Raw genomic sequence first — 20,842 nt, forward strand, 5'->3', positions numbered from 1 at the left:
GAAAAGTATGCTATAGTATAGGGGAATAATATTTAAAGGAGTTTGTCTATGAAATTCAAACTAGTTTTGTTTGCTAGTTTAGCAGTAGCAGCACTAGGAGCTACTACAGTTCTTGATACAGAAGGAAACCTGCCCTTCTCATCACAGGTTGTTCATGCAGATTCGAGTGATATCGTGGGGATTAAAAAACATGATGTGAAAATTACACTAAAACAGCATCCTACATTAGAGAAATTAGATATCACGGCTACGATTGATAGTTTACCTAGAGGAGTATACAGTAATTCTATTAGTAGTGTTTTTGGTTTTTTTAAAAATGTTAACACTGGTGAACTTCATCAATATATTCTACCAAATATGTCGTTCACTTCTTATGAATTGTCAGTTTCAAGAGAGTTTTATTGGAATAATGATAATTTGATATCTTTAGCAGATGGAGATTATTGGATTGTGTATTCTGATACATTAGAGGATACAGAAGGTGCTCCTCGCTATGAACACCGTTACTACGGACAGTCTGAAATTGTAACGATTAAAGATCATAAAATCGTTAGTATCGGTGGACGAGGACAAGCTACAGCCGAGTCTCAAAGCTCTCAAGCTCAAACACATTCTACTACTAGCAGCACAGCTTCTGGAAAAAATGGCTGGTCAGGCAGCTCTTACTACCAAAATGGCAACAAGGTCTACAGCAAGTGGATCTATGATTACCAATATAAGTCTTACTTCTATATCGATGCTGCGGGTAACTATGTTCAAAATGCTTGGGTGGGCAATTACTACCTCAAATCTGGCGGTTACATGGCACAAAATGAGTGGGTATATGATAAAAACTATGGAGCCTATTACTATTTGACTGGTGAAGGTAGCTATGCTCGTAGTTCTTGGGTCGGTAACTATTACCTCAAAGCAAATGGTAAAATGGCCAAGAGCGAATGGATTTATGACAGAAATTATAGAGCATACTATTACCTAACAGGTGAAGGTAGTTATGCACGTAATGCTTGGATTGGTGATTATTACCTTAAATCTAATGGTAAGATGGCCGTTAGTGAACGAACTCCAGATGGCTATCGAGTAGATGGTTCAGGTAAATGGATTCGTTAGTAGGAGATGATGGTAATTTATGATGAAAATGAAAACAGTATTAGTATCGGCCTTGTTTATTTTTGCCGTAGGCACTGCAGCTCTCGTTAACGTTCAGGAAGTAATGGCTGCCACTCCTAAACTTGCTAAATCAGACTACGATCCTGCTAAAGTTAAGAATTTAAAAGTACAGATGAATTTGAGTCAAGATACAAGTTCGGGAAAATTAAAGATTACAGCTAGTATTGATACCTTCCCGGAAGGAATGAATGAGGTTTCTATTCCCTTCTTCTTATTTAATGTTAAAACTCAAGTGACTGAAAAGTTCCCTGGATTAGCTGATGCTATTTTTACACCTAGTCAACCAAGCGTGACAAGGGAATATGATATGAATCAGGCTAATTTGAATGCTTTTGCGGATGGCGAGTATCGAATTGTTTTGAGAGATTGGAAACAGCCTCCGTATGGTTACTATCGTTATTATGGTCACACTGAGATTGTTACCATCCAAGACCATAAAATGGTTGGAACAGGTACTCATATCGATCAGGCAAAAAATGGCTGGTTCGGTAATTCATACTATAAAAATGGAGTTAAAGCAAGAAACGAATATATTCGCAGTTCTGATAGAAGAGGAGTATATTATGTAGATTCGGATGGTAACTTGGTTGAAAATAAATGGTTTGGGAATTTCTACTTTAAACCTGGTGGTTTAATGGCACAGCAAGAGTGGATTTACGATAAAAATTATGGGGCCTGGTACTATATATTAGCTCAATCAGGATATGTAAAAAACGCTTGGATTGGGAATTACTACCTCAAATCTGATGGTAAAATGGCTCAGAGTGAGTGGATTTATGATAATTACTATAAATCATATTACTATTTAACATCAAATGGAAGCTACGCTCGAAACGCTTGGATTGGAAATTACTATCTCAAATCTAATGGTAAAATGGCCAAGAGTGAGTGGATTTATGACAGAAATTATGGAGCTTATTATTACTTAACTAGTGAAGGTAGCTATGCCCGCAATACTTGGGTAGGCGATTACTATCTTAAAGCTAACGGTAAGATGGCTGTTAATGAACGTACACCAGATGGTTACCGTGTAGATGGCTCAGGTAAATGGATTCGCTAGTAAGATATTGGTTGAAATAAAAACGAGAGAGCCTAATCTGTATGAGAAAAGGAATCCTTTTAGGAAATAATCTTAAAAGGATTTCTCTGTGTTTGAAATAAAACTATGAGTACCAATTTCTGTTATAACCATGCCACTATCATCATTCTTGTATTTTTGTAATTTACTTGCTACAATGGATAAAACAGTGTCTTCAATTACCAACTATGCTATTTTGACTTTCAACATGGTCGTCCTGGTTTAGGTTATATTGTTTACATTTTTGGATGGATCTTATTTGGCTATTATTTGGTGGACAAAAAATGGATACAATCAGAAAGGAATCATTGAGAAGATTTGAAAAAGATGAAAAAGTATTTACGATATAGTATTGTTTTCCTAGTTGCCCTGCTTTTTTTAGGGGCTTGTGGAAAGAAGGAAGAATCCTCTTCAGAGGTAATGGATCAGATTGATATTGCGAATTCTCTTGAAACAGACAATTTTGATGAGTGGTATCGTTCTTTTGGAACGATTGAACATTTATCAGGTGAGATGCCCTTATTTGGAACCATTGATCTTGGTTATAATGGTCAGGCCATTATTGTAAGAGATGGAAAAGAGATGTTGCATGGCCGTGATCGTGGTGGAATGATGAAAGGTCAATTTACGATTAAAAAGTATGCAGGGGACACGAAGATCACGACCATTGATTACGAGCTCGACAAAACATATGTTGTTGGAAAGACCTATTCCAAAACAACAGTCCTACCAGAAGTTGAGGTATCGCTTTCTATATCTCAGGAAGAGATTGACCGCATTGAAACAGACTTTAAAGATCAGTCCTATACTTTTTATGGCTACAAGGACCCTAACGGCTATCTGATTTTGACAGATGGTAAAGAAGATAAACCAACAGTCTATCTTTATAAGCTGGAGCAACCCATGGAATTGAAAGTCACTGCCGAAAAGGCTGCGGTTCGTAAGGAACCACTCTATGATTCAGAAGTGTTCACTGAACTCAGCAAGGATCAAAGAATAACGGCTTCTAATTCGGTTGCTGGAGAGAGAAAAGATAGAGGCCATATTTGGTACCAAATTGATGTAGAAGGTAAAACTGGTTTTATACTGCAAGCGGATATTATCGATCCTAAAACAAATCATTACCCTACCAATATGATTGCTACGAGACGTTCATTTAAGGTACCGGAAATCTTGAATGGAAATTTGCATCTAATAGCAGATACCTGGGTTAATGCTGCGGGTGAAGAAATCACTATCAAACCAGATGGCAGTATGAGTAACGGAGATCGCTTGCAAATAGGATCAGAGAAAGTAGATATAGCTGCACTGATTGTTGGAAGAACAGAAGAAGGTGTCCTTGTTTATCCAGCTAATACACCAAGTCATTCTCAAGGTGGCCGGTCAGATAGTAGTAAGGATCGGATAGCCTTCTCAAATAGTCCATTTATTCCAACAGATAAGTTTTTCTACAGAAAATCAGATGGCATAACAACTTTTGATAATACAAGCTCTCAGAATGGTACTAATCAGGAGACGTCTCAGAGTTCGAGTCGTGAACCTGTAGTTGGTAATCCTTCTGTTCGAAATCCTCAAAAGGATGAAATATCACTAGTAGCAGGTAGTTGGTCAAGGACTGGTTCAGAACCTAAAAACTGGATTATTCATGATTCTGGCTTAGTCAATAAATATGAACGAATCTTTTTGTCCAAGAACCAAGAAGGAGCAGTTGGAAAGAGATTTGAGATTGGAAGACGAGCAACAACACCTGTACTCTTTATACCGGCAGGAACGCCTCACGGTGCGTCAGATTCATCCAAAGACCGTCTATTCTTTGAGGAATTTGGAAAATCAGATAGAGCTGAAGATTATTACTATCGAGATTAGAAGATACGTTTAAAAGTAAAATAGTGTCGCAAGATTGTGGCGTTCTTTTTTGTGAGCCCAATACTTCCCTATATAGCTCTCCAAGAGTGAATTAACTAAATAAGAAATGTATTAATCGTTCGCAAACAGTCTATTTTTCTTGAAAAAATAGGCTTTTTTTCTAAAAATCTCTAGTCAAGCGCTTTATTTTTTTGTATAATAGAAGTAGCAAAGTATAGATAAGAAGAGAAAAGCATGATTACACTATTTCTATCACCGAGCTGTACTTCATGTCGTAAGGCAAAGGCCTGGTTAGAAAAACATAAGGTTCCCTTTGAGGAACACAATATTATGACCAGTCCTTTAACAAGAAAAGAATTGCAACACATCCTTTCCTTGACCGAAAATGGTACTGATGACATCATTTCAACTCGTTCAAAAATTTTTCAAAAATTAGATATTGATGTAGAAAGTATTTCGGTATCGGAATTGCTTCATTTGATTGAGCAGTACCCTAGTCTTTTGCGTCGTCCCATTATTATTGATGCCAAACGTATGCAAATCGGTTTTAATGAAGATGAGATTCGTGCTTTTCTCCCTCGTAGTTACCGTAAGCAAGAACTAAAAGAAGCAAGAATGAGAGCTGGTATTAGTTAATGAACAAACAGTATAGTTACCCACTAGATTTGTCGTGGAGCACTGAAGAACTTGCTTCAGTGCTTTCTTTTTTTAATGATGTTGAAGCTGCCTATGAGGGCAAGGTAGAGGCTCAAAAGTTACTGGACTCCTATAAAGGATTCAAAGCGGTCGTGCCAAGTAAGAGCGAAGAAAAACGTTTGGGACGAGAATTTGAAACAGTGAGTGGCTATTCGCTTTACCGAGTAGTTCAGGCGGCTAAGGAAAAAGGGGAAGGAAAGATTTCTCTTGGAAAGTAAGTTTGAATTTGCTAAAGAGCTAATTAAGAAAGCAGGCCAGTACATTCTTGACCACATGCAGGAAGACTTGTGTGTTGAGACCAAGTCCTCTCCAACAGATTTGGTGACCAGACTGGACAAGGAAGTTCAGGAGCTATTGGTTGGTGAGATTTTGTCTCGTTATCCTGAAGATAAGATTTGTGCTGAAGAAGGTTGTCTGCGAGCCTCGGTTCAAGAGGGCAGGGTTTGGGTTATTGATCCGATTGATGGGACCAATAATTTTGTAGCCCAGCAGGAAGATTTTGCTGTTATGATGGCTTATTTTGAGAATGGTCAGGGACAGTTTGGCCTGATTTATGATGTGGTCAAAGGGGATTGTTATCACGGTGGTGGAGAATTTCCAGTTTGTCTAAATGATAAGCCCCTAGCTCCCTTTAAAGCAAAACCACTTGGAGATTTTCTCATTGCAGGCAATAGTGGCATGCTGGAAACCAACGAATGGGGGCTGGCTGATTTGAGTCAAGCGGTCCTCGGTGTTCGTGTCTATGGGAGTGCGGCCATTAGTTTTGCCAAGATTTTGTCAGGGCGTTTGTTGACCTATGTCACTTATCTGCAACCATGGGATTATGCTGCGGCTAGTATTTTAGGGGAAAGTCTGGGCTATCGGGTCGTGACTCTATCTGGTCAACCGCTTGATTTTAAAACCAGACAGCCGGTCATGATGGTCCCTCTTGAGATGCAGGAGGAAATTCAATCCTATATTTACGAAAGGAAAAGAACTTAAATGCAATTTCCAGAAGGATTTGTTGAAAAATATGAAGAGATATTAGGAGATGAGGCAAGAGATTTTCTTGCCTCTTTTGAGGAGGAAGCGGTTTCGGCCTTTCGGGTCAATCCTTTAAAAGAAGCGCAAGTTTCCTTTCCTGATGCCATTCCTCAAACTCCTTGGGGACATTATGGGAAGGTTTCAGGGAAATCGCCTGAGCATGCTACAGGTTTGGTCTATTCGCAAGAACCCGCTGCCCAGATGGTTGCTCAGGTAGCCCAACCCAGTCCTGGTATGAAAGTCTTGGATTTGGCCGCTGCTCCAGGTGGAAAATCAACTCAGCTGGCTGCCTATCTAGCAGGGGAGGGTATTCTCGTTTCCAATGAAATTTCAAGCAAACGGGCTAAGATTTTAGTAGAAAATATGGAGCGCTTTGGAGCGACAAATGTCGTGGTGACCAATGAATCTGCTGACCGCTTGGCCAAGGTTTTTAAAGGCTATTTTGACCTCATTGTCCTTGATGCTCCTTGCTCTGGTGAAGGGATGTTCCGTAAGCAACCAGATGCTATGGACTATTGGAGCTTAGATTATCCGAGTCAATGCGCTAGCTTGCAAAGAGAAATTCTGGAAGATGCAGTGACCATGTTAGCTGAGGGCGGTCGTCTGGTTTATTCGACTTGTACCTGGGCACCTGAGGAAAACGAAGAGATTGTCAATTGGCTACTGAAAGAGTATGATTTTGACTTGTTGCCAGTTGAGCATATCAATGGAATGGTAGCTGGTATTGACCTGCCAGAAACGGCTCGGATGTATCCTCATCATTTTAAGGGAGAAGGTCAGTTTGTAGCCCATCTACAGTTTAAGGGTGAAAATCACGCCCCTAAATTTAAGGCAAGTAAAAGCAATCTCAGCCGAGAACAAGTTGCCTTGTGGCAGGAATTTGCCCAAAAACATTTGAAAATCAATCTAAGGGGAATCTTGCAGACTTTTGGTGACCAACTCTATCTCTTGCCCGAACTCTTGCCAGATTTAGGGAAGCTCAAGATTGCTCGCAATGGACTGCATCTGGGTACCTTTAAGAAGAAACGCTTTGAGCCTAGTTTTGCTCTTGGTCTAGCCTTGAAACCGAGTCAGGTAAAGCAGTCAGTTGAAATTGACCGAGAGGAGTTTGTAAAGTATGCGGCTGGAGAAACCGTTCAGCTGGCGGAAAGTCTGCCAAATGGTTGGTACCAAGTTTTGGTTCAAGGCAACGGGTTGGGCTTTGGAAAGGTGACTGGAAATGTTTTGAAAAATTATTTTCCAAAAGGCCTCAGATTCAAGTGAAAATGCTAGTCAAAGTAGCTTGTCTATGTTATAGTGGAAGTATGGATTTTTTTCAAATTGTCTTTCATTTTAAGTCAAAATTGGTGGGCAAGGTAACTGAGCAAATGACTAGTAAAACTAAGCAAAGAACTTCAGTTGGCTCCCAATTTTCAAAAGAAAAACATAAATAAATAGTTGAAAAAATTCACAGCATTCACCATTATTTTCAAGGAGAAAAACAGTGAAAAAAAGGAAAAAACTCGCTTTATCCCTTGCAGCTCTTTTGCTGGCAGGTTCTTTGGCGGGATGTGCTAGCTGGATTGATCGTGGAGAATCCATGACAGCTGTTGGCTCAACGGCTCTTCAGCCCTTGGTCGAAGCAGCAGCAGATGAATTTGGCTCTATGCACGTTGGAAAAACAGTCAACGTCCAAGGTGGAGGATCTGGTACAGGTTTGTCTCAGGTTCAGTCTGGAGCTGTTGATGTAGGAAATTCAGACGTATTTGCCGAGGAAAAAGACGGTATCAACGCATCCGCTCTAGTGGACCATAAGGTAGCGGTAGCGGGCTTGGCGGTGATTGTAAACAAGGAAGTTGATGTTGAAAATCTGACAACTGAACAACTTCGTAGCATCTTCACTGGTCAAGTGACCAACTGGAAAGAAGTCGGTGGGAAAGACCTAGCCATTTCCATTATCAACCGTGCGGCAAGTTCAGGTTCGCGTGCCACCTTTGATAGTGTTATCATGGATGGTCAATCTGCCGTGCAGAGTCAAGAACAGGATTCAAATGGGATGGTCAAAAACATTGTTTCCCAGACACCAGGAGCCATTTCTTACCTAGCCTTTGCCTATGTGGATGACTCAGTTAAACGCATGAAGTTGAATGGTTATGAGCCGATTGCAGAAAATGTTACAAGCAATAACTGGCCTTTGTGGTCTTATGAACACATGTACACCCTAGGTCAACCAAATGAATTGGTGGCAGAATTTCTCAACTTTGTCCTCTCTGATGAAGCGCAAAGCGGAATCGTTAAGGGGATGGGCTATATTTCTGTTAAGGAAATGAAGGTTGAAAAAGATGCTGTAGGAACGGTGACAGCACTAGAAGGGAGTCACTAATGAATCAAGAAGAATTAGCTAAAAAATTACTTTCTCCCTCAAAGAACTCTCGTTTAGAGAAACTTGGAAAAGGCTTGACCTTTGCCTGTTTGTCTTTGATTGTCATCATTGTGGCTATGATTTTAATCTTCGTAGCCCAAAAAGGTTTGTCGACCTTCTTTGTCAATGGGGTCAATATCTTTGATTTTCTCTTTGGACAAACTTGGAATCCTTCAGGTAAACAATTTGGTGCCCTTCCCATGATTTTGGGTTCCTTTATTGTCACAATCCTATCAGCCCTTATCGCAACTCCTTTTGCCATTGGTGCGGCAGTCTTTATGACCGAGGTTTCACCAAAGGGTGCTAAAATTTTGCAACCAGCTATTGAATTGCTGGTTGGGATTCCTTCCGTCGTGTATGGATTTATCGGTTTGCAGGTCGTTGTTCCCTTTGTTCGTAGTATCTTTGGTGGAACTGGTTTTGGAATCTTGTCAGGGATTTTCGTTCTCTTTGTCATGATTTTACCGACGGTAACCTTTATGACAACCGATAGCTTGCGTGCGGTGCCTCGTCATTATCGTGAAGCTAGTTTGGCTATGGGGGCCACTCGCTGGCAAACCATCTGGCGCGTGACCTTGAAGGCAGCGCGTTCAGGGATTTTTACAGCAGTGGTCTTTGGGATGGCGCGTGCCTTTGGTGAAGCTCTAGCCATTCAGATGGTGGTCGGAAACTCAGCCGTAGTCCCAACTTCACTAACAACACCTGCTGCGACCTTGACCTCTGTGTTGACCATGGGTATCGGAAATACTGTTATGGGAACTGTTGACAATAACGTTCTCTGGTCACTGGCCTTAGTCTTGCTTTTGATGAGTTTGGCCTTTAACAGTGTGATTAAATTGATTACGAAAGAAAGAGGAAAGAAAAACTATGCACGCTAAGAAATTAGATAAAATTGCAACAGCTGTCCTCTACTCAATTGCAGGAATTATTGTTGCCATCTTGGCATCCTTGATTCTCTATATCTTGGTTCGTGGTTTGCCCCACATCTCTTGGTCTTTCTTGACTGGCAAATCATCTGCCTTGGCCTTGACAGTCTTTAACTTGCCTCAGATGACTCGTAATGTCGAGGACAGTTTGAAACACGTTCACCATACGCAACGTGAGGCTGGTCTGGCCCTTGGGATTTCTCGTTTGGAGACAGTTGTCCATGTGGTCATTCCAGAAGCTCTTCCAGGTATTGTGACTGGGGTCGTCTTAGCTTCTGGTCGTATCTTTGGTGAGGCTGCGGCTCTTATCTATACAGCAGGACAATCCGCTCCAGCCCTTGACTGGTCTAACTGGAATATTCTCAGTGTGACCAGTCCAATCTCTATCTTCCGTCAAGCAGAAACCTTGGCTGTCCATATCTGGAAAGTCAATAGTGAAGGTACTATTCCAGATGGAACTATCGTATCAGCAGGTTCTGCGGCCGTGCTCCTTATCTTTATCCTCATTTTTAACTTTGGAGCCCGTAAACTCGGAAGCTACCTACATAAGAAATTAACCGCTGCCTAAAGGAGAAGCCATGTCAAAATATAATTGGGATGAAAAGCATATCATCACCTTTCCTGAAGAGAAAGTGGCCCTCTCAACTAAGGATTTACATGTTTACTACGGTAAAAATGAATCTATTAAGGGCATCGATATGCAATTTGAAAAGAATAAAATTACTGCCTTAATTGGCCCTTCTGGTTCAGGGAAATCAACCTACCTCCGCAGTCTCAACCGTATGAATGATACCATTGATATTGCCAAGGTAACAGGTCAAATTCTCTATCAAGGGATTGATGTCAACCGCCCAGAAATCAATGTTTATGAGATGCGTAAGCATATTGGAATGGTCTTCCAACGACCAAATCCCTTTGCCAAGTCTATCTACCGTAACATCACTTTTGCCCATGAACGTGCAGGAGTTAAGGACAAGCAAGTCTTGGATGAAATTGTGGAAACCTCTCTCCGTCAGGCTGCCCTTTGGGACCAGGTCAAGGACGATTTACACAAGTCTGCCTTGACCCTATCAGGTGGTCAGCAGCAACGTCTCTGTATCGCTCGTGCTATCTCTGTTAAACCAGATATCCTCTTGATGGATGAACCTGCGTCAGCCTTGGATCCGATTGCGACAGCTCAGCTGGAAGAAACGATGTTGGAATTGAAGAAGGACTTTACCATCATCATCGTGACCCACAGTATGCAGCAGGCTGCGCGTGCTAGTGACTACACAGGATTTTTCTACTTGGGCGACTTGATTGAGTACGATAAGACCTCTAATATTTTCCAAAATGCCAAACTACAGTCAACCAATGACTACGTAACAGGACACTTTGGATAGAAAGGAAACAGTATGACAGAAGCGATTTTACAGGTATCAGACCTGTCCGTTTACTACAATCAAAAAAAGGCCTTGAATAGTGTTTCCTTATCTTTCCAACCCAAGGAAATCACAGCCTTGATTGGTCCATCTGGATCAGGGAAGTCAACCCTTCTCAAGGCTATCAACCGTATGGGGGATCTCAATCCAGAGGTAACCACAACTGGTTCAGTGGTTTACAACGGCCACAATATCTACAGCCCGCGTACAGATACAGTTGAATTGCGGAAGGAAATCGGGATGGTTTTCCAACAACCAAACCCCTTCCCTATGTCTATCTACGAAAACGTTGTTTATGGGCTTCGTATCAATGGAGTGAAGGATAAGCAGGTGCTGGATGAAGCAGTAGAAAAAGCCTTGCAACGAGCTTCCATCTGGGATGAGGTCAAGGATCGCCTACATGATTCAGCTATCGGGCTTTCAGGTGGACAACAGCAACGTGTTTGTGTTGCCCGTGTCTTGGCAACCAGTCCTAAAATCATTCTCTTGGATGAACCGACTTCAGCCTTGGACCCTATATCTGCTGGGAAGATTGAGGAAACCTTGTATGGTCTAAAAGATAAATACACCATGCTCTTGGTTACGCGTTCCATGCAACAAGCCTCTCGTATCTCTGACAAGACAGGATTTTTCCTAGATGGAGATTTAATTGAGTTTAACGATACCAAGAAGATGTTCCTCAACCCACAACACAAGGAAACAGAAGATTATATTTCAGGAAAATTTGGATAAGGAGATAAATGATGTTACGTTCTCAATTTGAGGAAGATTTAGAGAAATTGCACAACCAGTTCTATGCTATGGGACAAGAAGTGCTATCCCAAATCAATCGGACAGTGCGTGCCTTTGTTACGCATGACCGTGATTTGGCCAAGGAAGTCATCGAAGACGATGCAGAAGTAAACGAATACGAAGTGAAATTGGAGAAGAAATCATTTGAAATGATTGCCCTTCAACAACCCGTTTCTCAGGACTTGCGTACAGTTCTAACAGTCTTGAAGGCTGTATCTGACTTGGAGCGTATGGGGGACCATGCCGTTTCCATTGCCAAGGCGGCAATTCGTATGAAGGGGGAGCAACGTATCCCTGCTGTTGAAGAAGAAATTAAGAGAATGGGGCGTGATGTCAAGAACTTCGTCGAAGCAGCCCTTGAACTCTATCTGAATGGTTCAGTGGATCAGGCCTATGAAGTAGCAGCTATGGACGAAAAAATCAACCATTATTTTGATAGCATTCGTGACTTGGCTACAGAAGAGATCAAGAAAAATCCTGATGCCATTGTTACAGGTCGTGATTATTTCCAAGTGATTGCCTTCTTGGAACGTATTGGAGACTATGCTAAAAATATCTGTGAATGGGTTGTTTACTTTGAAACAGGTAAGATTGTCGAACTATAAAGTAGATTTATTCTGTATAAAAAGGAGCTTGGAATCAACTGATAGCTCCTTTTATTGAATGAAAAAAATATTTTTAAGATAAAAATTCAAAAAACACTTGACAAGCATCTTGGATAGCGTTATAATTATACAAAATTAACAGAGAGGTTGTTTATTTATGAAATCAAAAAAATGGATATTTGTTTTATGTAGTTTTCTTGCAAGTTTCTTCTTAGTAGCTTGTCAGTCGGGTTCTAATGAGTCTCAGTCAGCTGTTGATGCCATTAAGCAAAAGGGGAAATTAGTTGTCGCGACTAGTCCTGACTATGCACCTTTTGAATTTCAGTCTTTAGTTGACGGGAAAAATCAGGTAGTCGGTGCAGATATTGATATGGCCCAAGCTATCGCTGATGAACTTGGGGTGAAGTTGGAAATTTCAAGCATGAGTTTTGACAATGTATTGACCAGTCTTCAAACTGGTAAGGCTGACCTAGCGGTTGCAGGAATTAGCGCTACTGATGAGAGAAAAGAAGTCTTTGATTTTTCAATTCCTTACTATGAAAACAAGATTAGTTTCTTGGTTCGTAAGTCTGATGTAGAAAAATACAAGGATTTAACTAGCCTTGAAAGTGCTAATATTGCAGCCCAAAAAGGGACTGTTCCAGAAGCTATGGTCAAGGAACAATTGCCAAAAGCTCAATTAACTTCCCTAACCAATATGGGTGAAGCAGTTAATGAATTGCAGGCTGGAAAAGTTGATGCTGTTCACATGGATGAGCCTGTTGCCCTTAGCTATGCTGCTAAAAATGCCGACCTAGCTGTCGCAACGGTCAGCTTGAAGATGAAGGACGGCGAAGCTAATGCAGTTGCCCTTAGAAAAAATAGTGCTGATTTGAAAGAAGTGGTGGACAAGGTCATCCAAAAACTCAAGGATGACGGTACCTACCAAAAATATCTTGAAAAAGCGGCAACCTTAACAGAAGTTGAACAATAAGAAAAAAGCAGAGTTGGAAGTCATTCCAATTCTGCTTTTAAATAGTTTAAAACCTTTTCCAGATTTTCTAAGGACACCTTGGCAAATTGATAAGGACAGGCACCCAAGTAAGCCTCTTCAAAGAAATCCAAGCCCAGTTGGCTGTGTTTGAGACTAGCAATTTTAGGATACTGTCTTAGGTCTAGTAATAAACCATCGTGTAGGGGAAAATGAGGAAGGGAACAAGGAGTGTTAGCTAATCTTTCCTCGAGTTGTTTTTGGTAGTCTTCCTGATTGGCCAAGCGAGCTAGACGGTTTTTCTCAAACAATTGACTGTCAATATAGAGTGACAGGGCCTTTTGCATGATAAGGTTGCTGTCGTAGTCTAGGATATTTTTGTAGGCCACAAAGGCTTCTTTGATAGCATTTGGAAGGATGAGTGCTGTAATCCGCAGGGCTGGAAAGAGGCTAGTTGAGAAGGACTTGATATAAATGACGCGCCCCTCTGTATCTAGATAGTGGAAGGTCTGGCCCTTTTTAGAGTCCAAATCCCCCAAATAGTCGTCCTCTACGATATAGACACCATACTTGGTAGCTAAGTCAAGAATAGCCCGTTTGTCCTGCTCAGAATAGGAATGCCCCAGAGGATAGTGAAAACGAGGAATGGTGTAGAAAAACTTAATTTTTCCTGTCTTGAAGTGTCGCTCCAGCTCCTTAAAGTCAATCCCATCAATGCCTCGTTCGATCGTTTGATAGTCCAGACCTTGAGCAATCAAGAGGCGATTCATCCGATGGTAGGTCGGCTGTTCCACCAAGATTTCCTTGGCTTGGCTAGGAAAGGATATTTGAGAGAGAATAAATAAGGCTTGTTGGGTTCCAGAAGTCAATACCAGTTGGTCAGCCTTGCAGTAGAGGGCTTGGTCAAAGAGGAGTTTATGAATGGATTGTCTTAAGTCTTCTAATCCTTCTTGGTTGTCATAGTAGTTGAAGAGGTAGTTTTCCCGCCCAATCAAGGTTTCATTGACACAGAGTCGGAAATCGTCATAGGCACTGGCATGTTCGTCAGTGACTTCGATTTCTAGATCCTGGTGTTGCCCTTGTTCTAGGACATAGTAACCACTCTGGGGCTTGGCATAGAGGTATTGTTCATGCCGTAATTCCAGCAGGGCTCGTTGGACAGTATCCTTGCTACAGTGAAAGTCAAGGCTCAGTTGACGGATAGAAGGCAGGCGACTTCCCGTTGGAAAGCGTCCAGACTCGATACTATTTTTCAGATAAGATACGACCTCTTGGTACTTGCTTTGTTTCTTCATTCCATACCTCCCTTGATTTTGTTACATTGTACCCTTTTTTTTCCTTCTTGGCAATGTCTAAAGTGTTTCTCTCGTTCACATCTAGGGGCAAATGTGGTATACTTAGGAGTAAGATTTATAGAATAACAGACAAGAAAGAGAATGGATAAGAACGTGCAGGAACCAGTGAAATTATTTCAATACAATACCCTTGGAGCCTTGATGGCTGGCCTTTATGGTGGTACCATGACAGTAGGAGAATTGCTAGAGCATGGTGACCTTGGTTTGGGGACCTTGGATTCCATTGATGGGGAATTAATTGTCTTGGATGGTAAGGCTTATCAGGCCAAAGGATCAGGAGATCAGCCAGAAATTGTGGAAGTATCACCAGATGCCCTTATTCCTTATGCAGCGGTAGTACCGCATCAGGCAGAGGTTATTTTCCGCCAGCGCTTTGAGATGACGGACAAGGAATTGGAGGAGCGAATTGAGTCTTATTATGACGGGGAAAATCTTTTCCGCTCTATCAAGATTCGTGGGGAATTTTCACATATGCATGTGCGCATGATTCCCAAGTCGACACCAGAGACCAAGTTTGCTGATGTTGCAACCCATCAGCCTGAATATCGTCGTGACAATGTCGCAGGAACCATCGTTGGTTTCTGGACGCCAGAGATTTTCCATGGAGTTAGTGTGGCAGGCTATCATCTACACTTCATCTCAGATGATTTGACCTTCGGTGGGCATGTCATGGACTTTGTCATCAAGGAAGGGATTATCGAGGTGGGAGCGGTTGACCAGTTGGACCAACGTTTTCCAGTCCAAGATCGTCAATACTTGTTTGCTAAGTTCAATGTTGACGAGATGAAAAAAGATATTGAAAAGGCGGAATAGGAGAAGAAAATGACCATTCATATCATTATTACCATGTTTCTGTTGCTGGCTTTCTTGATAGGAAGCATTTGGTATGCCAAAAAGAAACACCAGATTAATCTAGCTGTCTTGGGCTTGGGGGCTGTTGCTTTCTTTGTCTCTTCACAGATTTTAGAAAAACTGGTGCATATCTTGGTTTTACATCCTCAAAAAGACGGTAGTATTACCCTCTTGCAAGACCATCCGCTTGTCTATATCATCTATGGCCTAGCCATGGCAGCATTTTTTGAGGAAACAGCTCGCCTTGTTTTCTTCAAATGGTTGGAGAAAAAGAGAAGTTTGGAAAAGGCAGATGCCTTGGCCTATGGCTTGGGGCATGGTGGTTTGGAATTGATTTTCCTAGGCCTTACTAGTTTGATTAATCTCTACATCGTTCTCTCGGCAGTTCAAACTCAGAATCCACAGGTTATGCAATTGCTGTCTGAAAATATGTTGAAAACTATCCAGTCACTTTCTGTCTGGCAGATTTATTTGCTTGGTTTTGAGCGAATTTTGGCTCTAGGTTTCCAATTGCTTTTGACTGTTTGGGTTTACCAAGCTGTTCGCCAGAAGAAATGGATTTATCTCCTAGCGGCCTATGGACTACATGCCTTCTTTGACCTGGCACCATCTCTAGCCCAAGTTGGCTGGCTGACAAGTCCAGTCTTGGTTGAAGTCATTCTACTAGTTGAACTGTTCCTAGTTGCCTATGGAACTAAGGCAATTTTTTGCAAAAAATCATAAGAAAAGGGGGAAACCTCTTTTTTTGTTTAAAATAAGCCCAAGATTTTTTTAGGGTCGTCAAATGGTCTTAAAAATGGTATAATGGAATGAATTTTGTAAAAGGAAGAGTGTCATGTCAGTAAAAGAAAAAATGCTTGAAATCTTAGAAGGAATTGATATTCGTTTTAAGGAACCCTTGCATAGCTATAGTTATACAAAAGTAGGTGGAGAGGCTGATTATTTGGTCTTTCCACGAAATCGTTTTGAGTTGGCTCGCGTTGTGAAATTTGCCAATCAAGAAGATATACCTTGGATGGTTCTTGGCAATGCCAGCAATATCATCGTTCGTGATGGAGGAATTCGTGGATTTGTCATCTTGTGTGACAAGCTCAATAATGTTTCTGTTGATGGCTATACCATTGAAGCAGAAGCTGGTGCTAACTTGATTGAAACAACTCGCATTGCCCTTCGTCATAGTTTGACTGGCTTTGAGTTTGCTTGTGGCATTCCAGGGAGCGTCGGTGGTGCTGTCTTTATGAATGCGGGCGCTTATGGTGGCGAGATTTCCCATATCTTACAGTCTTGTAAGGTCTTGACCAAGGATGGAGAAATCGAGACTCTGTCTGCCAAGGACCTGGCTTTTGGTTACCGCCATTCAGCTATTCAAGAGTCTGGTGCAGTTGTTCTGTCAGCTAAATTTGCCCTTGCTCCAGGAAACCATCAGGTTATCAAGCAAGAAATGGACCGCTTGACGCATCTACGTGAACTCAAGCAACCTTTAGAATACCCATCTTGTGGTTCGGTCTTTAAGCGTCCAGTCGGGCATTTTGCAGGTCAATTAATTTCAGAAGCTGGCTTGAAAGGCTATCGTATCGGTGGCGTAGAAGTCTCAGAAAAGCATGCAGGATTTATGATCAATGTCGCAGATGGAACGGCCAAAGACTATGAGGACTTGATTGAGTCTGTGATTGAAAAAGTCAAGGAACACTCTGGCGTTACTCTTGAGAGAGAAGTCCGTATTTTAGGTGAAAGCAAGTAGAAAGCTGTAGTTGAAAAGCTGCTGCTATATCATGGAAAGGGGGTGAAAGCCTATCGTTAGTGCAGAAGAATGTAGGCAGTTCAATCTCCTACACGAGGTAGTAGCGGCCTGACAGAGCCCTGATCTGTTAATCTATGAAAAAGAAGGAATAAATGACAATTGAAAAAACCAATTATTGAATTCAAAAACGTCTCTAAAGTTTTTGAAGACAGCAACACCAAGGTTCTCAAAGACATCAACTTTGAGTTGGAAGAAGGGAAATTCTACACCCTTCTAGGCGCATCTGGTTCAGGGAAATCAACCATCCTTAACATCATTGCGGGTTTACTGGATGCGACGACTGGAGATATTTTGCTGGACGGTGTTCGTATCAACGACATTCCAACCAACAAGCGTGACGTCCATACGGTCTTCCAATCCTATGCCTTGTTTCCACATATGAATGTGTTTGAAAATGTTGCCTTTCCGCTCCGCTTGCGCAAGATTGACAAGAAAGAAATCGAGCAGCGTGTAGCAGAAGTTCTCAAGATGGTTCAGTTGGAAGGTTATGAGAAGCGTTCCATCCGAAAACTCTCTGGAGGACAACGCCAGCGTGTGGCTATCGCTCGTGCTATCATCAACCAACCCCGTGTGGTTTTGTTGGACGAGCCTCTGTCAGCGTTGGACTTGAAATTAAGAACAGACATGCAGTATGAACTACGTGAACTGCAACAACGATTGGGCATTACCTTTGTCTTTGTCACTCACGATCAGGAAGAAGCCCTGGCTATGAGTGACTGGATTTTTGTTATGAATGATGGCGAGATTGTCCAGTCTGGAACACCTGTGGATATCTACGATGAGCCGATTAACCATTTTGTTGCCACCTTTATCGGTGAGTCAAATATCTTGCCAGGAACCATGATTGAGGACTACTTGGTTGAGTTTAACGGCAAACGCTTTGAAGCGGTCGATGGGGGGATGAAGCCAAATGAGCCTGTCGAGGTTGTTATTCGTCCAGAGGACTTGCGGATTACCCTTCCTGAAGAAGGCAAGCTCCAAGTTAAGGTCGATACCCAGCTCTTCCGTGGAGTTCACTATGAAATTATCGCCTATGACGAACTTGGAAATGAATGGATGATCCACTCGACTCGTAAGGCCATCGTGGGTGAGGAAATCGGTCTGGACTTTGAACCAGAAGACATCCACATCATGCGTCTCAACGAAACTGAAGAAGAGTTCGATGCTCGTATCGAGGAGTACGTGGAAATCGAAGAGCAAGAAGCAGGTCTGATCAATGCAATCGAGGAGGAAAGAGATGAAGAAAACAAGCTCTAAACTCTTTGTAGTGCCCTATATGCTCTGGATTGCCCTCTTTGTCCTGGCACCCTTGGTCTTGATTTTCGGACAATCCTTTTTCAATATCGAAGGTCAGTTCAGTTTAGAAAATTATAAGTCCTACTTTGCGTCACAAAACTTGACCTATCTAAAAATGAGTTTCAACTCTGTACTCTATGCAGGAATTGTGACCTTTGTAACCCTCCTTATCAGCTATCCAACAGCCCTATTTTTGACCCGTCTCAAGCACCGTCAACTCTGGCTTATGCTGATTATCTTGCCTACTTGGATCAATTTGCTCCTCAAAGCTTATGCCTTTATCGGGATTTTTGGTCAAAATGGCTCTATTAACCAATTTTTGGAATTTATCGGAATCGGTTCACAGCAGTTGCTCTTTACCGATTTCTCCTTTATCTTTGTCGCAAGCTACATCGAGCTTCCCTTTATGATTTTGCCGATTTTCAATGTCTTGGACGATATGGATAACAATCTCATCAATGCCAGCTACGACCTTGGTGCGACCAAGTGGGAAACCTTCCGTCATGTCATCTTCCCTCTATCTATGAACGGAGTGAGAAGTGGGGTCCAATCGGTCTTTATCCCAAGTTTGAGTCTCTTCATGCTGACCCGTTTGATTGGTGGAAACCGCGTTATCACACTAGGTACAGCCATTGAGCAGAACTTCCTGACCAATGACAACTATGGTATGGGTTCTACCATCGGTGTGATTCTCATCCTGACCATGTTCATCACCATGTGGGTGACCAAGGAAAGGAGAGAACGATGAAAAAATTTGCCAATCTATATCTGGGACTGGTTTTTCTTGTCCTCTACCTGCCGATTTTTTACTTGATTGGTTACGCCTTTAATGCAGGAAACGACATGAATAGCTTTACAGGCTTCAGCCTGAGCCATTTTAAAACTATGTTTGGCGATGGTCGCCTTATGTTAATTGTGACCCAGACCTTTTTCTTGGCCTTCCTGTCAGCCTTGATTGCGACCATTATCGGGACTTTTGGAGCTATTTACATCTACCAGTCTCGTAAGAAATACCAAGAAGCCTTTCTTTCACTCAATAATATCCTCATGGTTGCGCCTGATGTTATGATTGGTGCCAGCTTCTTGATTCTCTTTACCCAACTCAAGTTTTCACTTGGCTTTTTGACTGTTCTATCTAGTCACGTAGCCTTCTCCATTCCTATCGTGGTCTTGATGGTCTTACCTCGACTCAAGGAAATGAATGGCGATATGATTCATGCGGCCTATGACCTTGGTGCCAGTCAATTTCAGATGTTTAAGGAAATCATGCTTCCTTACCTGACTCCGTCTATCATTGCTGGTTATTTCATGGCCTTCACCTATTCGCTAGATGACTTTGCTGTGACCTTCTTTGTAACGGGAAATGGCTTTTCAACTCTATCAGTTGAGATATACTCTCGTGCTCGGAAGGGGATTTCGCTAGAGATCAATGCCCTGTCTGCCCTTGTCTTTCTCTTTAGTATTATCCTGGTTGTTGGATATTATTTTATCTCACGTGAGAAGGAGGAGCAAGCATGAAAAAACTCTATTCATTTTTAGCAGGAATTGTAGCCATTATCCTGGTCTTGTGGGGAATTGCGACGCATCTAGATAGTAAAATCAATAGTCGAGATAGTCAAAAACTGGTCATTTACAACTGGGGTGATTATATCGATCCTGAACTCTTGGAGAAATTCACAGAAGAAACAGGAATCCAAGTCCAGTACGAGACTTTTGACTCCAATGAAGCCATGTATACAAAGATTAAGCAGGGTGGAACGACCTATGATATTGCCATTCCTAGTGAATACATGATTAACAAGATGAAGGACGAAGATCTCTTGGTTCCGCTTGATTATTCAAAACTTGAAGGTCTTGAAAATATCGGACCAGAGTTTCTCAACCAGTCCTTTGACCCAGGCAATAAATTCTCCATTCCTTACTTCTGGGGAACCTTGGGAATTGTCTACAATGAAACCATGGTAGATGAGGCGCCTGAGCATTGGGATGACCTCTGGAAGCCAGAGTATAAGAACTCTATCATGCTCTTTGATGGGGCGCGTGAGGTGCTGGGACTCGGACTAAATTCCCTCGGCTATAGCCTTAACTCCAAGGATACCCAGCAGTTGGAAGAGACAGTAGATAAGCTCTACAAGCTGACTCCAAATATCAAGGCTATTGTGGCAGACGAGATGAAGGGCTACATGATTCAGAATAACGCTGCAATCGGTGTGACCTTCTCTGGTGAAGCCAGCCAAATGCTAGAAAAAAATGAAAACCTACGCTATGTGGTACCGACAGAAGCCAGCAACCTTTGGTTTGACAATATGGTCATTCCCAAAACAGTCAAAAACCAAGATGCCGCCTATGCCTTTATCAACTTTATGTTGAAACCTGAAAATGCACTCAAAAATGCAGAGTATGTCGGCTATTCAACACCAAACCTACCAGCTAAGGAATTACTCCCAGAGGAGAAAAAAGAAGATAAAGCCTTCTATCCAGATGCTGAAACCATGAAACACCTAGAAGTTTATGAGAAATTTGACCATAAATGGACAGGCAAATATAGCGACCTCTTCCTACAGTTTAAAATGTATCGGAAGTAGGAGAACGT

Annotated in this window: 22 protein-coding genes; 21 read left to right on the plus strand and 1 reads right to left on the minus strand. The window is 41.9% G+C overall.

The genetic code is table 11. From position 1 onward, the window contains the following. Positions 1-48 precede the first annotated feature (48 nt). The 14 genes from TZ91_RS10020 (at position 49) to TZ91_RS02100 (ending at position 12,948) form a co-directional block, all read left to right on the plus strand. Complete coding sequence (locus TZ91_RS10020; protein WP_045597013.1) at positions 49-1,107, plus strand: PspC-like choline-binding domain-containing protein; 1,059 nt, start codon at positions 49-51, stop codon at positions 1,105-1,107. A gap of 19 nt (positions 1,108-1,126) precedes the next feature. Continuing rightward, a complete protein-coding gene (locus TZ91_RS10830; RefSeq protein WP_045597016.1) occupies positions 1,127-2,227 on the plus strand; it encodes a hypothetical protein in 1,101 nt (366 codons plus the stop codon). Positions 2,228-2,572: 345 nt separating this feature from the next. Beyond that, positions 2,573-4,111 carry a DUF6287 domain-containing protein gene (locus TZ91_RS02045; RefSeq protein ID WP_033686778.1) on the plus strand — a complete coding sequence of 513 codons (1,539 nt, stop codon included), beginning with the start codon at positions 2,573-2,575 and terminating at the stop codon, positions 4,109-4,111. A 234-nt stretch (positions 4,112-4,345) separates the two neighbouring features. Further along, positions 4,346-4,747, plus strand: coding sequence for a Spx/MgsR family RNA polymerase-binding regulatory protein (locus TZ91_RS02050; RefSeq protein WP_000631254.1), 402 nt, complete (start codon positions 4,346-4,348; stop codon positions 4,745-4,747). After that, positions 4,747-5,025 carry a UPF0223 family protein gene (locus TZ91_RS02055; RefSeq protein ID WP_033686777.1) on the plus strand — a complete coding sequence of 93 codons (279 nt, stop codon included), beginning with the start codon at positions 4,747-4,749 and terminating at the stop codon, positions 5,023-5,025. The genes TZ91_RS02050 and TZ91_RS02055 overlap by 1 nt, the downstream gene beginning before the upstream one ends. Then, positions 5,015-5,788, plus strand: coding sequence for an inositol monophosphatase family protein (locus TZ91_RS02060; RefSeq protein WP_033686776.1), 774 nt, complete (start codon positions 5,015-5,017; stop codon positions 5,786-5,788). Before TZ91_RS02055 ends, TZ91_RS02060 begins: the two co-directional genes overlap by 11 nt. Further along, complete coding sequence (locus tag TZ91_RS02065; protein ID WP_033686775.1) at positions 5,789-7,093, plus strand: RsmF rRNA methyltransferase first C-terminal domain-containing protein; 1,305 nt, start codon at positions 5,789-5,791, stop codon at positions 7,091-7,093. Between the two features lie 220 nt (positions 7,094-7,313). Further along, a complete protein-coding gene (locus TZ91_RS02070; RefSeq protein ID WP_020903179.1) occupies positions 7,314-8,192 on the plus strand; it encodes a phosphate ABC transporter substrate-binding protein PstS family protein in 879 nt (292 codons plus the stop codon). Further along, a complete protein-coding gene (gene pstC / locus TZ91_RS02075; protein ID WP_033686774.1) occupies positions 8,192-9,109 on the plus strand; it encodes a phosphate ABC transporter permease subunit PstC in 918 nt (305 codons plus the stop codon). Before TZ91_RS02070 ends, pstC begins: the two co-directional genes overlap by 1 nt. Continuing rightward, positions 9,099-9,725 carry an ABC transporter permease subunit gene (locus TZ91_RS02080; protein WP_033686773.1) on the plus strand — a complete coding sequence of 209 codons (627 nt, stop codon included), beginning with the start codon at positions 9,099-9,101 and terminating at the stop codon, positions 9,723-9,725. Before pstC ends, TZ91_RS02080 begins: the two co-directional genes overlap by 11 nt. A gap of 10 nt (positions 9,726-9,735) precedes the next feature. Beyond that, entirely contained in the window at positions 9,736-10,539 is an 804-nt protein-coding gene (gene pstB, locus TZ91_RS02085; protein ID WP_000049848.1) for a phosphate ABC transporter ATP-binding protein PstB, read from the plus strand. 12 nt (positions 10,540-10,551) lie between these two features. Beyond that, positions 10,552-11,310, plus strand: a complete 759-nt coding sequence (gene pstB / locus TZ91_RS02090; protein ID WP_000133484.1) for a phosphate ABC transporter ATP-binding protein PstB — start codon at positions 10,552-10,554, stop codon at positions 11,308-11,310. Positions 11,311-11,321: 11 nt separating this feature from the next. Then, positions 11,322-11,975: a phosphate signaling complex protein PhoU gene (gene phoU / locus TZ91_RS02095; protein ID WP_000946458.1), complete on the plus strand. Its 654-nt coding sequence runs from the start codon at positions 11,322-11,324 to the stop codon at positions 11,973-11,975. Between the two features lie 157 nt (positions 11,976-12,132). After that, positions 12,133-12,948, plus strand: a complete 816-nt coding sequence (locus TZ91_RS02100; protein ID WP_045597021.1) for an ABC transporter substrate-binding protein — start codon at positions 12,133-12,135, stop codon at positions 12,946-12,948. A 20-nt stretch (positions 12,949-12,968) separates the two neighbouring features. On the opposite strand, the gene TZ91_RS02105 is transcribed toward TZ91_RS02100, so the two are convergent. Continuing rightward, positions 12,969-14,240, minus strand: coding sequence for an aminotransferase-like domain-containing protein (locus TZ91_RS02105; RefSeq protein ID WP_033686770.1), 1,272 nt, complete (start codon positions 14,238-14,240; stop codon positions 12,969-12,971). Positions 14,241-14,381: 141 nt separating this feature from the next. Here TZ91_RS02105 and budA point away from each other — a divergent pair, with 141 nt between their 5' ends. The 7 genes from budA (at position 14,382) to TZ91_RS02140 (ending at position 20,834) form a co-directional block, all read left to right on the plus strand. Next, positions 14,382-15,113, plus strand: a complete 732-nt coding sequence (budA, locus tag TZ91_RS02110) for an acetolactate decarboxylase (protein ID WP_033681610.1) — start codon at positions 14,382-14,384, stop codon at positions 15,111-15,113. Between the two features lie 9 nt (positions 15,114-15,122). Beyond that, positions 15,123-15,875, plus strand: coding sequence for a YhfC family intramembrane metalloprotease (locus TZ91_RS02115; RefSeq protein ID WP_033686767.1), 753 nt, complete (start codon positions 15,123-15,125; stop codon positions 15,873-15,875). 112 nt (positions 15,876-15,987) lie between these two features. Beyond that, a complete protein-coding gene (murB, locus tag TZ91_RS02120) occupies positions 15,988-16,893 on the plus strand; it encodes a UDP-N-acetylmuramate dehydrogenase (RefSeq protein ID WP_033686766.1) in 906 nt (301 codons plus the stop codon). A 159-nt stretch (positions 16,894-17,052) separates the two neighbouring features. After that, positions 17,053-18,210 carry an ABC transporter ATP-binding protein gene (locus TZ91_RS02125; RefSeq protein ID WP_000742900.1) on the plus strand — a complete coding sequence of 386 codons (1,158 nt, stop codon included), beginning with the start codon at positions 17,053-17,055 and terminating at the stop codon, positions 18,208-18,210. Beyond that, positions 18,191-18,997 carry an ABC transporter permease gene (locus TZ91_RS02130; protein WP_000753801.1) on the plus strand — a complete coding sequence of 269 codons (807 nt, stop codon included), beginning with the start codon at positions 18,191-18,193 and terminating at the stop codon, positions 18,995-18,997. Before TZ91_RS02125 ends, TZ91_RS02130 begins: the two co-directional genes overlap by 20 nt. Continuing rightward, positions 18,994-19,767 (plus strand): ABC transporter permease, encoded by a 774-nt coding sequence (locus TZ91_RS02135; RefSeq protein WP_000712740.1) that lies wholly within the window; start codon positions 18,994-18,996, stop codon positions 19,765-19,767. The genes TZ91_RS02130 and TZ91_RS02135 overlap by 4 nt, the downstream gene beginning before the upstream one ends. Next, a complete protein-coding gene (locus TZ91_RS02140) occupies positions 19,764-20,834 on the plus strand; it encodes an ABC transporter substrate-binding protein (RefSeq protein WP_000737952.1) in 1,071 nt (356 codons plus the stop codon). Before TZ91_RS02135 ends, TZ91_RS02140 begins: the two co-directional genes overlap by 4 nt. Positions 20,835-20,842: the final 8 nt, after the last annotated feature.

The organism is Streptococcus mitis (assembly GCF_000960025.1).
GTDB lineage: Bacteria > Bacillota > Bacilli > Lactobacillales > Streptococcaceae > Streptococcus > Streptococcus mitis_DH.

Excerpts from the sequence above, each read along its gene's own strand:
- TZ91_RS02050 (WP_000631254.1), top strand. The coding sequence starts at position 4,346 with ATGATTACACTATTTCTATCACCGAGCTGTACTTCATGTCGTAAGGCA.
- TZ91_RS10830 (WP_045597016.1), top strand. The coding sequence starts at position 1,127 with ATGATGAAAATGAAAACAGTATTAGTATCGGCCTTGTTTATTTTTGCC.
- pstB (WP_000133484.1), top strand. The coding sequence starts at position 10,552 with ATGACAGAAGCGATTTTACAGGTATCAGACCTGTCCGTTTACTACAAT.
- TZ91_RS02135 (WP_000712740.1), top strand. The coding sequence starts at position 18,994 with ATGAAAAAATTTGCCAATCTATATCTGGGACTGGTTTTTCTTGTCCTC.
- phoU (WP_000946458.1), top strand. The coding sequence starts at position 11,322 with ATGTTACGTTCTCAATTTGAGGAAGATTTAGAGAAATTGCACAACCAG.
- TZ91_RS02080 (WP_033686773.1), top strand. The coding sequence starts at position 9,099 with ATGCACGCTAAGAAATTAGATAAAATTGCAACAGCTGTCCTCTACTCA.
- TZ91_RS02100 (WP_045597021.1), top strand. The coding sequence starts at position 12,133 with ATGAAATCAAAAAAATGGATATTTGTTTTATGTAGTTTTCTTGCAAGT.
- murB (WP_033686766.1), top strand. The coding sequence starts at position 15,988 with ATGTCAGTAAAAGAAAAAATGCTTGAAATCTTAGAAGGAATTGATATT.
- TZ91_RS02140 (WP_000737952.1), top strand. The coding sequence starts at position 19,764 with ATGAAAAAACTCTATTCATTTTTAGCAGGAATTGTAGCCATTATCCTG.
- TZ91_RS02115 (WP_033686767.1), top strand. The coding sequence starts at position 15,123 with ATGACCATTCATATCATTATTACCATGTTTCTGTTGCTGGCTTTCTTG.
- TZ91_RS02105 (WP_033686770.1), bottom strand. The coding sequence starts at position 14,240 with ATGAAGAAACAAAGCAAGTACCAAGAGGTCGTATCTTATCTGAAAAAT.
- budA (WP_033681610.1), top strand. The coding sequence starts at position 14,382 with ATGGATAAGAACGTGCAGGAACCAGTGAAATTATTTCAATACAATACC.
- TZ91_RS10020 (WP_045597013.1), top strand. The coding sequence starts at position 49 with ATGAAATTCAAACTAGTTTTGTTTGCTAGTTTAGCAGTAGCAGCACTA.
- pstC (WP_033686774.1), top strand. The coding sequence starts at position 8,192 with ATGAATCAAGAAGAATTAGCTAAAAAATTACTTTCTCCCTCAAAGAAC.
- TZ91_RS02130 (WP_000753801.1), top strand. The coding sequence starts at position 18,191 with ATGAAGAAAACAAGCTCTAAACTCTTTGTAGTGCCCTATATGCTCTGG.
- pstB (WP_000049848.1), top strand. The coding sequence starts at position 9,736 with ATGTCAAAATATAATTGGGATGAAAAGCATATCATCACCTTTCCTGAA.
- TZ91_RS02045 (WP_033686778.1), top strand. The coding sequence starts at position 2,573 with ATGAAAAAGTATTTACGATATAGTATTGTTTTCCTAGTTGCCCTGCTT.
- TZ91_RS02055 (WP_033686777.1), top strand. The coding sequence starts at position 4,747 with ATGAACAAACAGTATAGTTACCCACTAGATTTGTCGTGGAGCACTGAA.
- TZ91_RS02065 (WP_033686775.1), top strand. The coding sequence starts at position 5,789 with ATGCAATTTCCAGAAGGATTTGTTGAAAAATATGAAGAGATATTAGGA.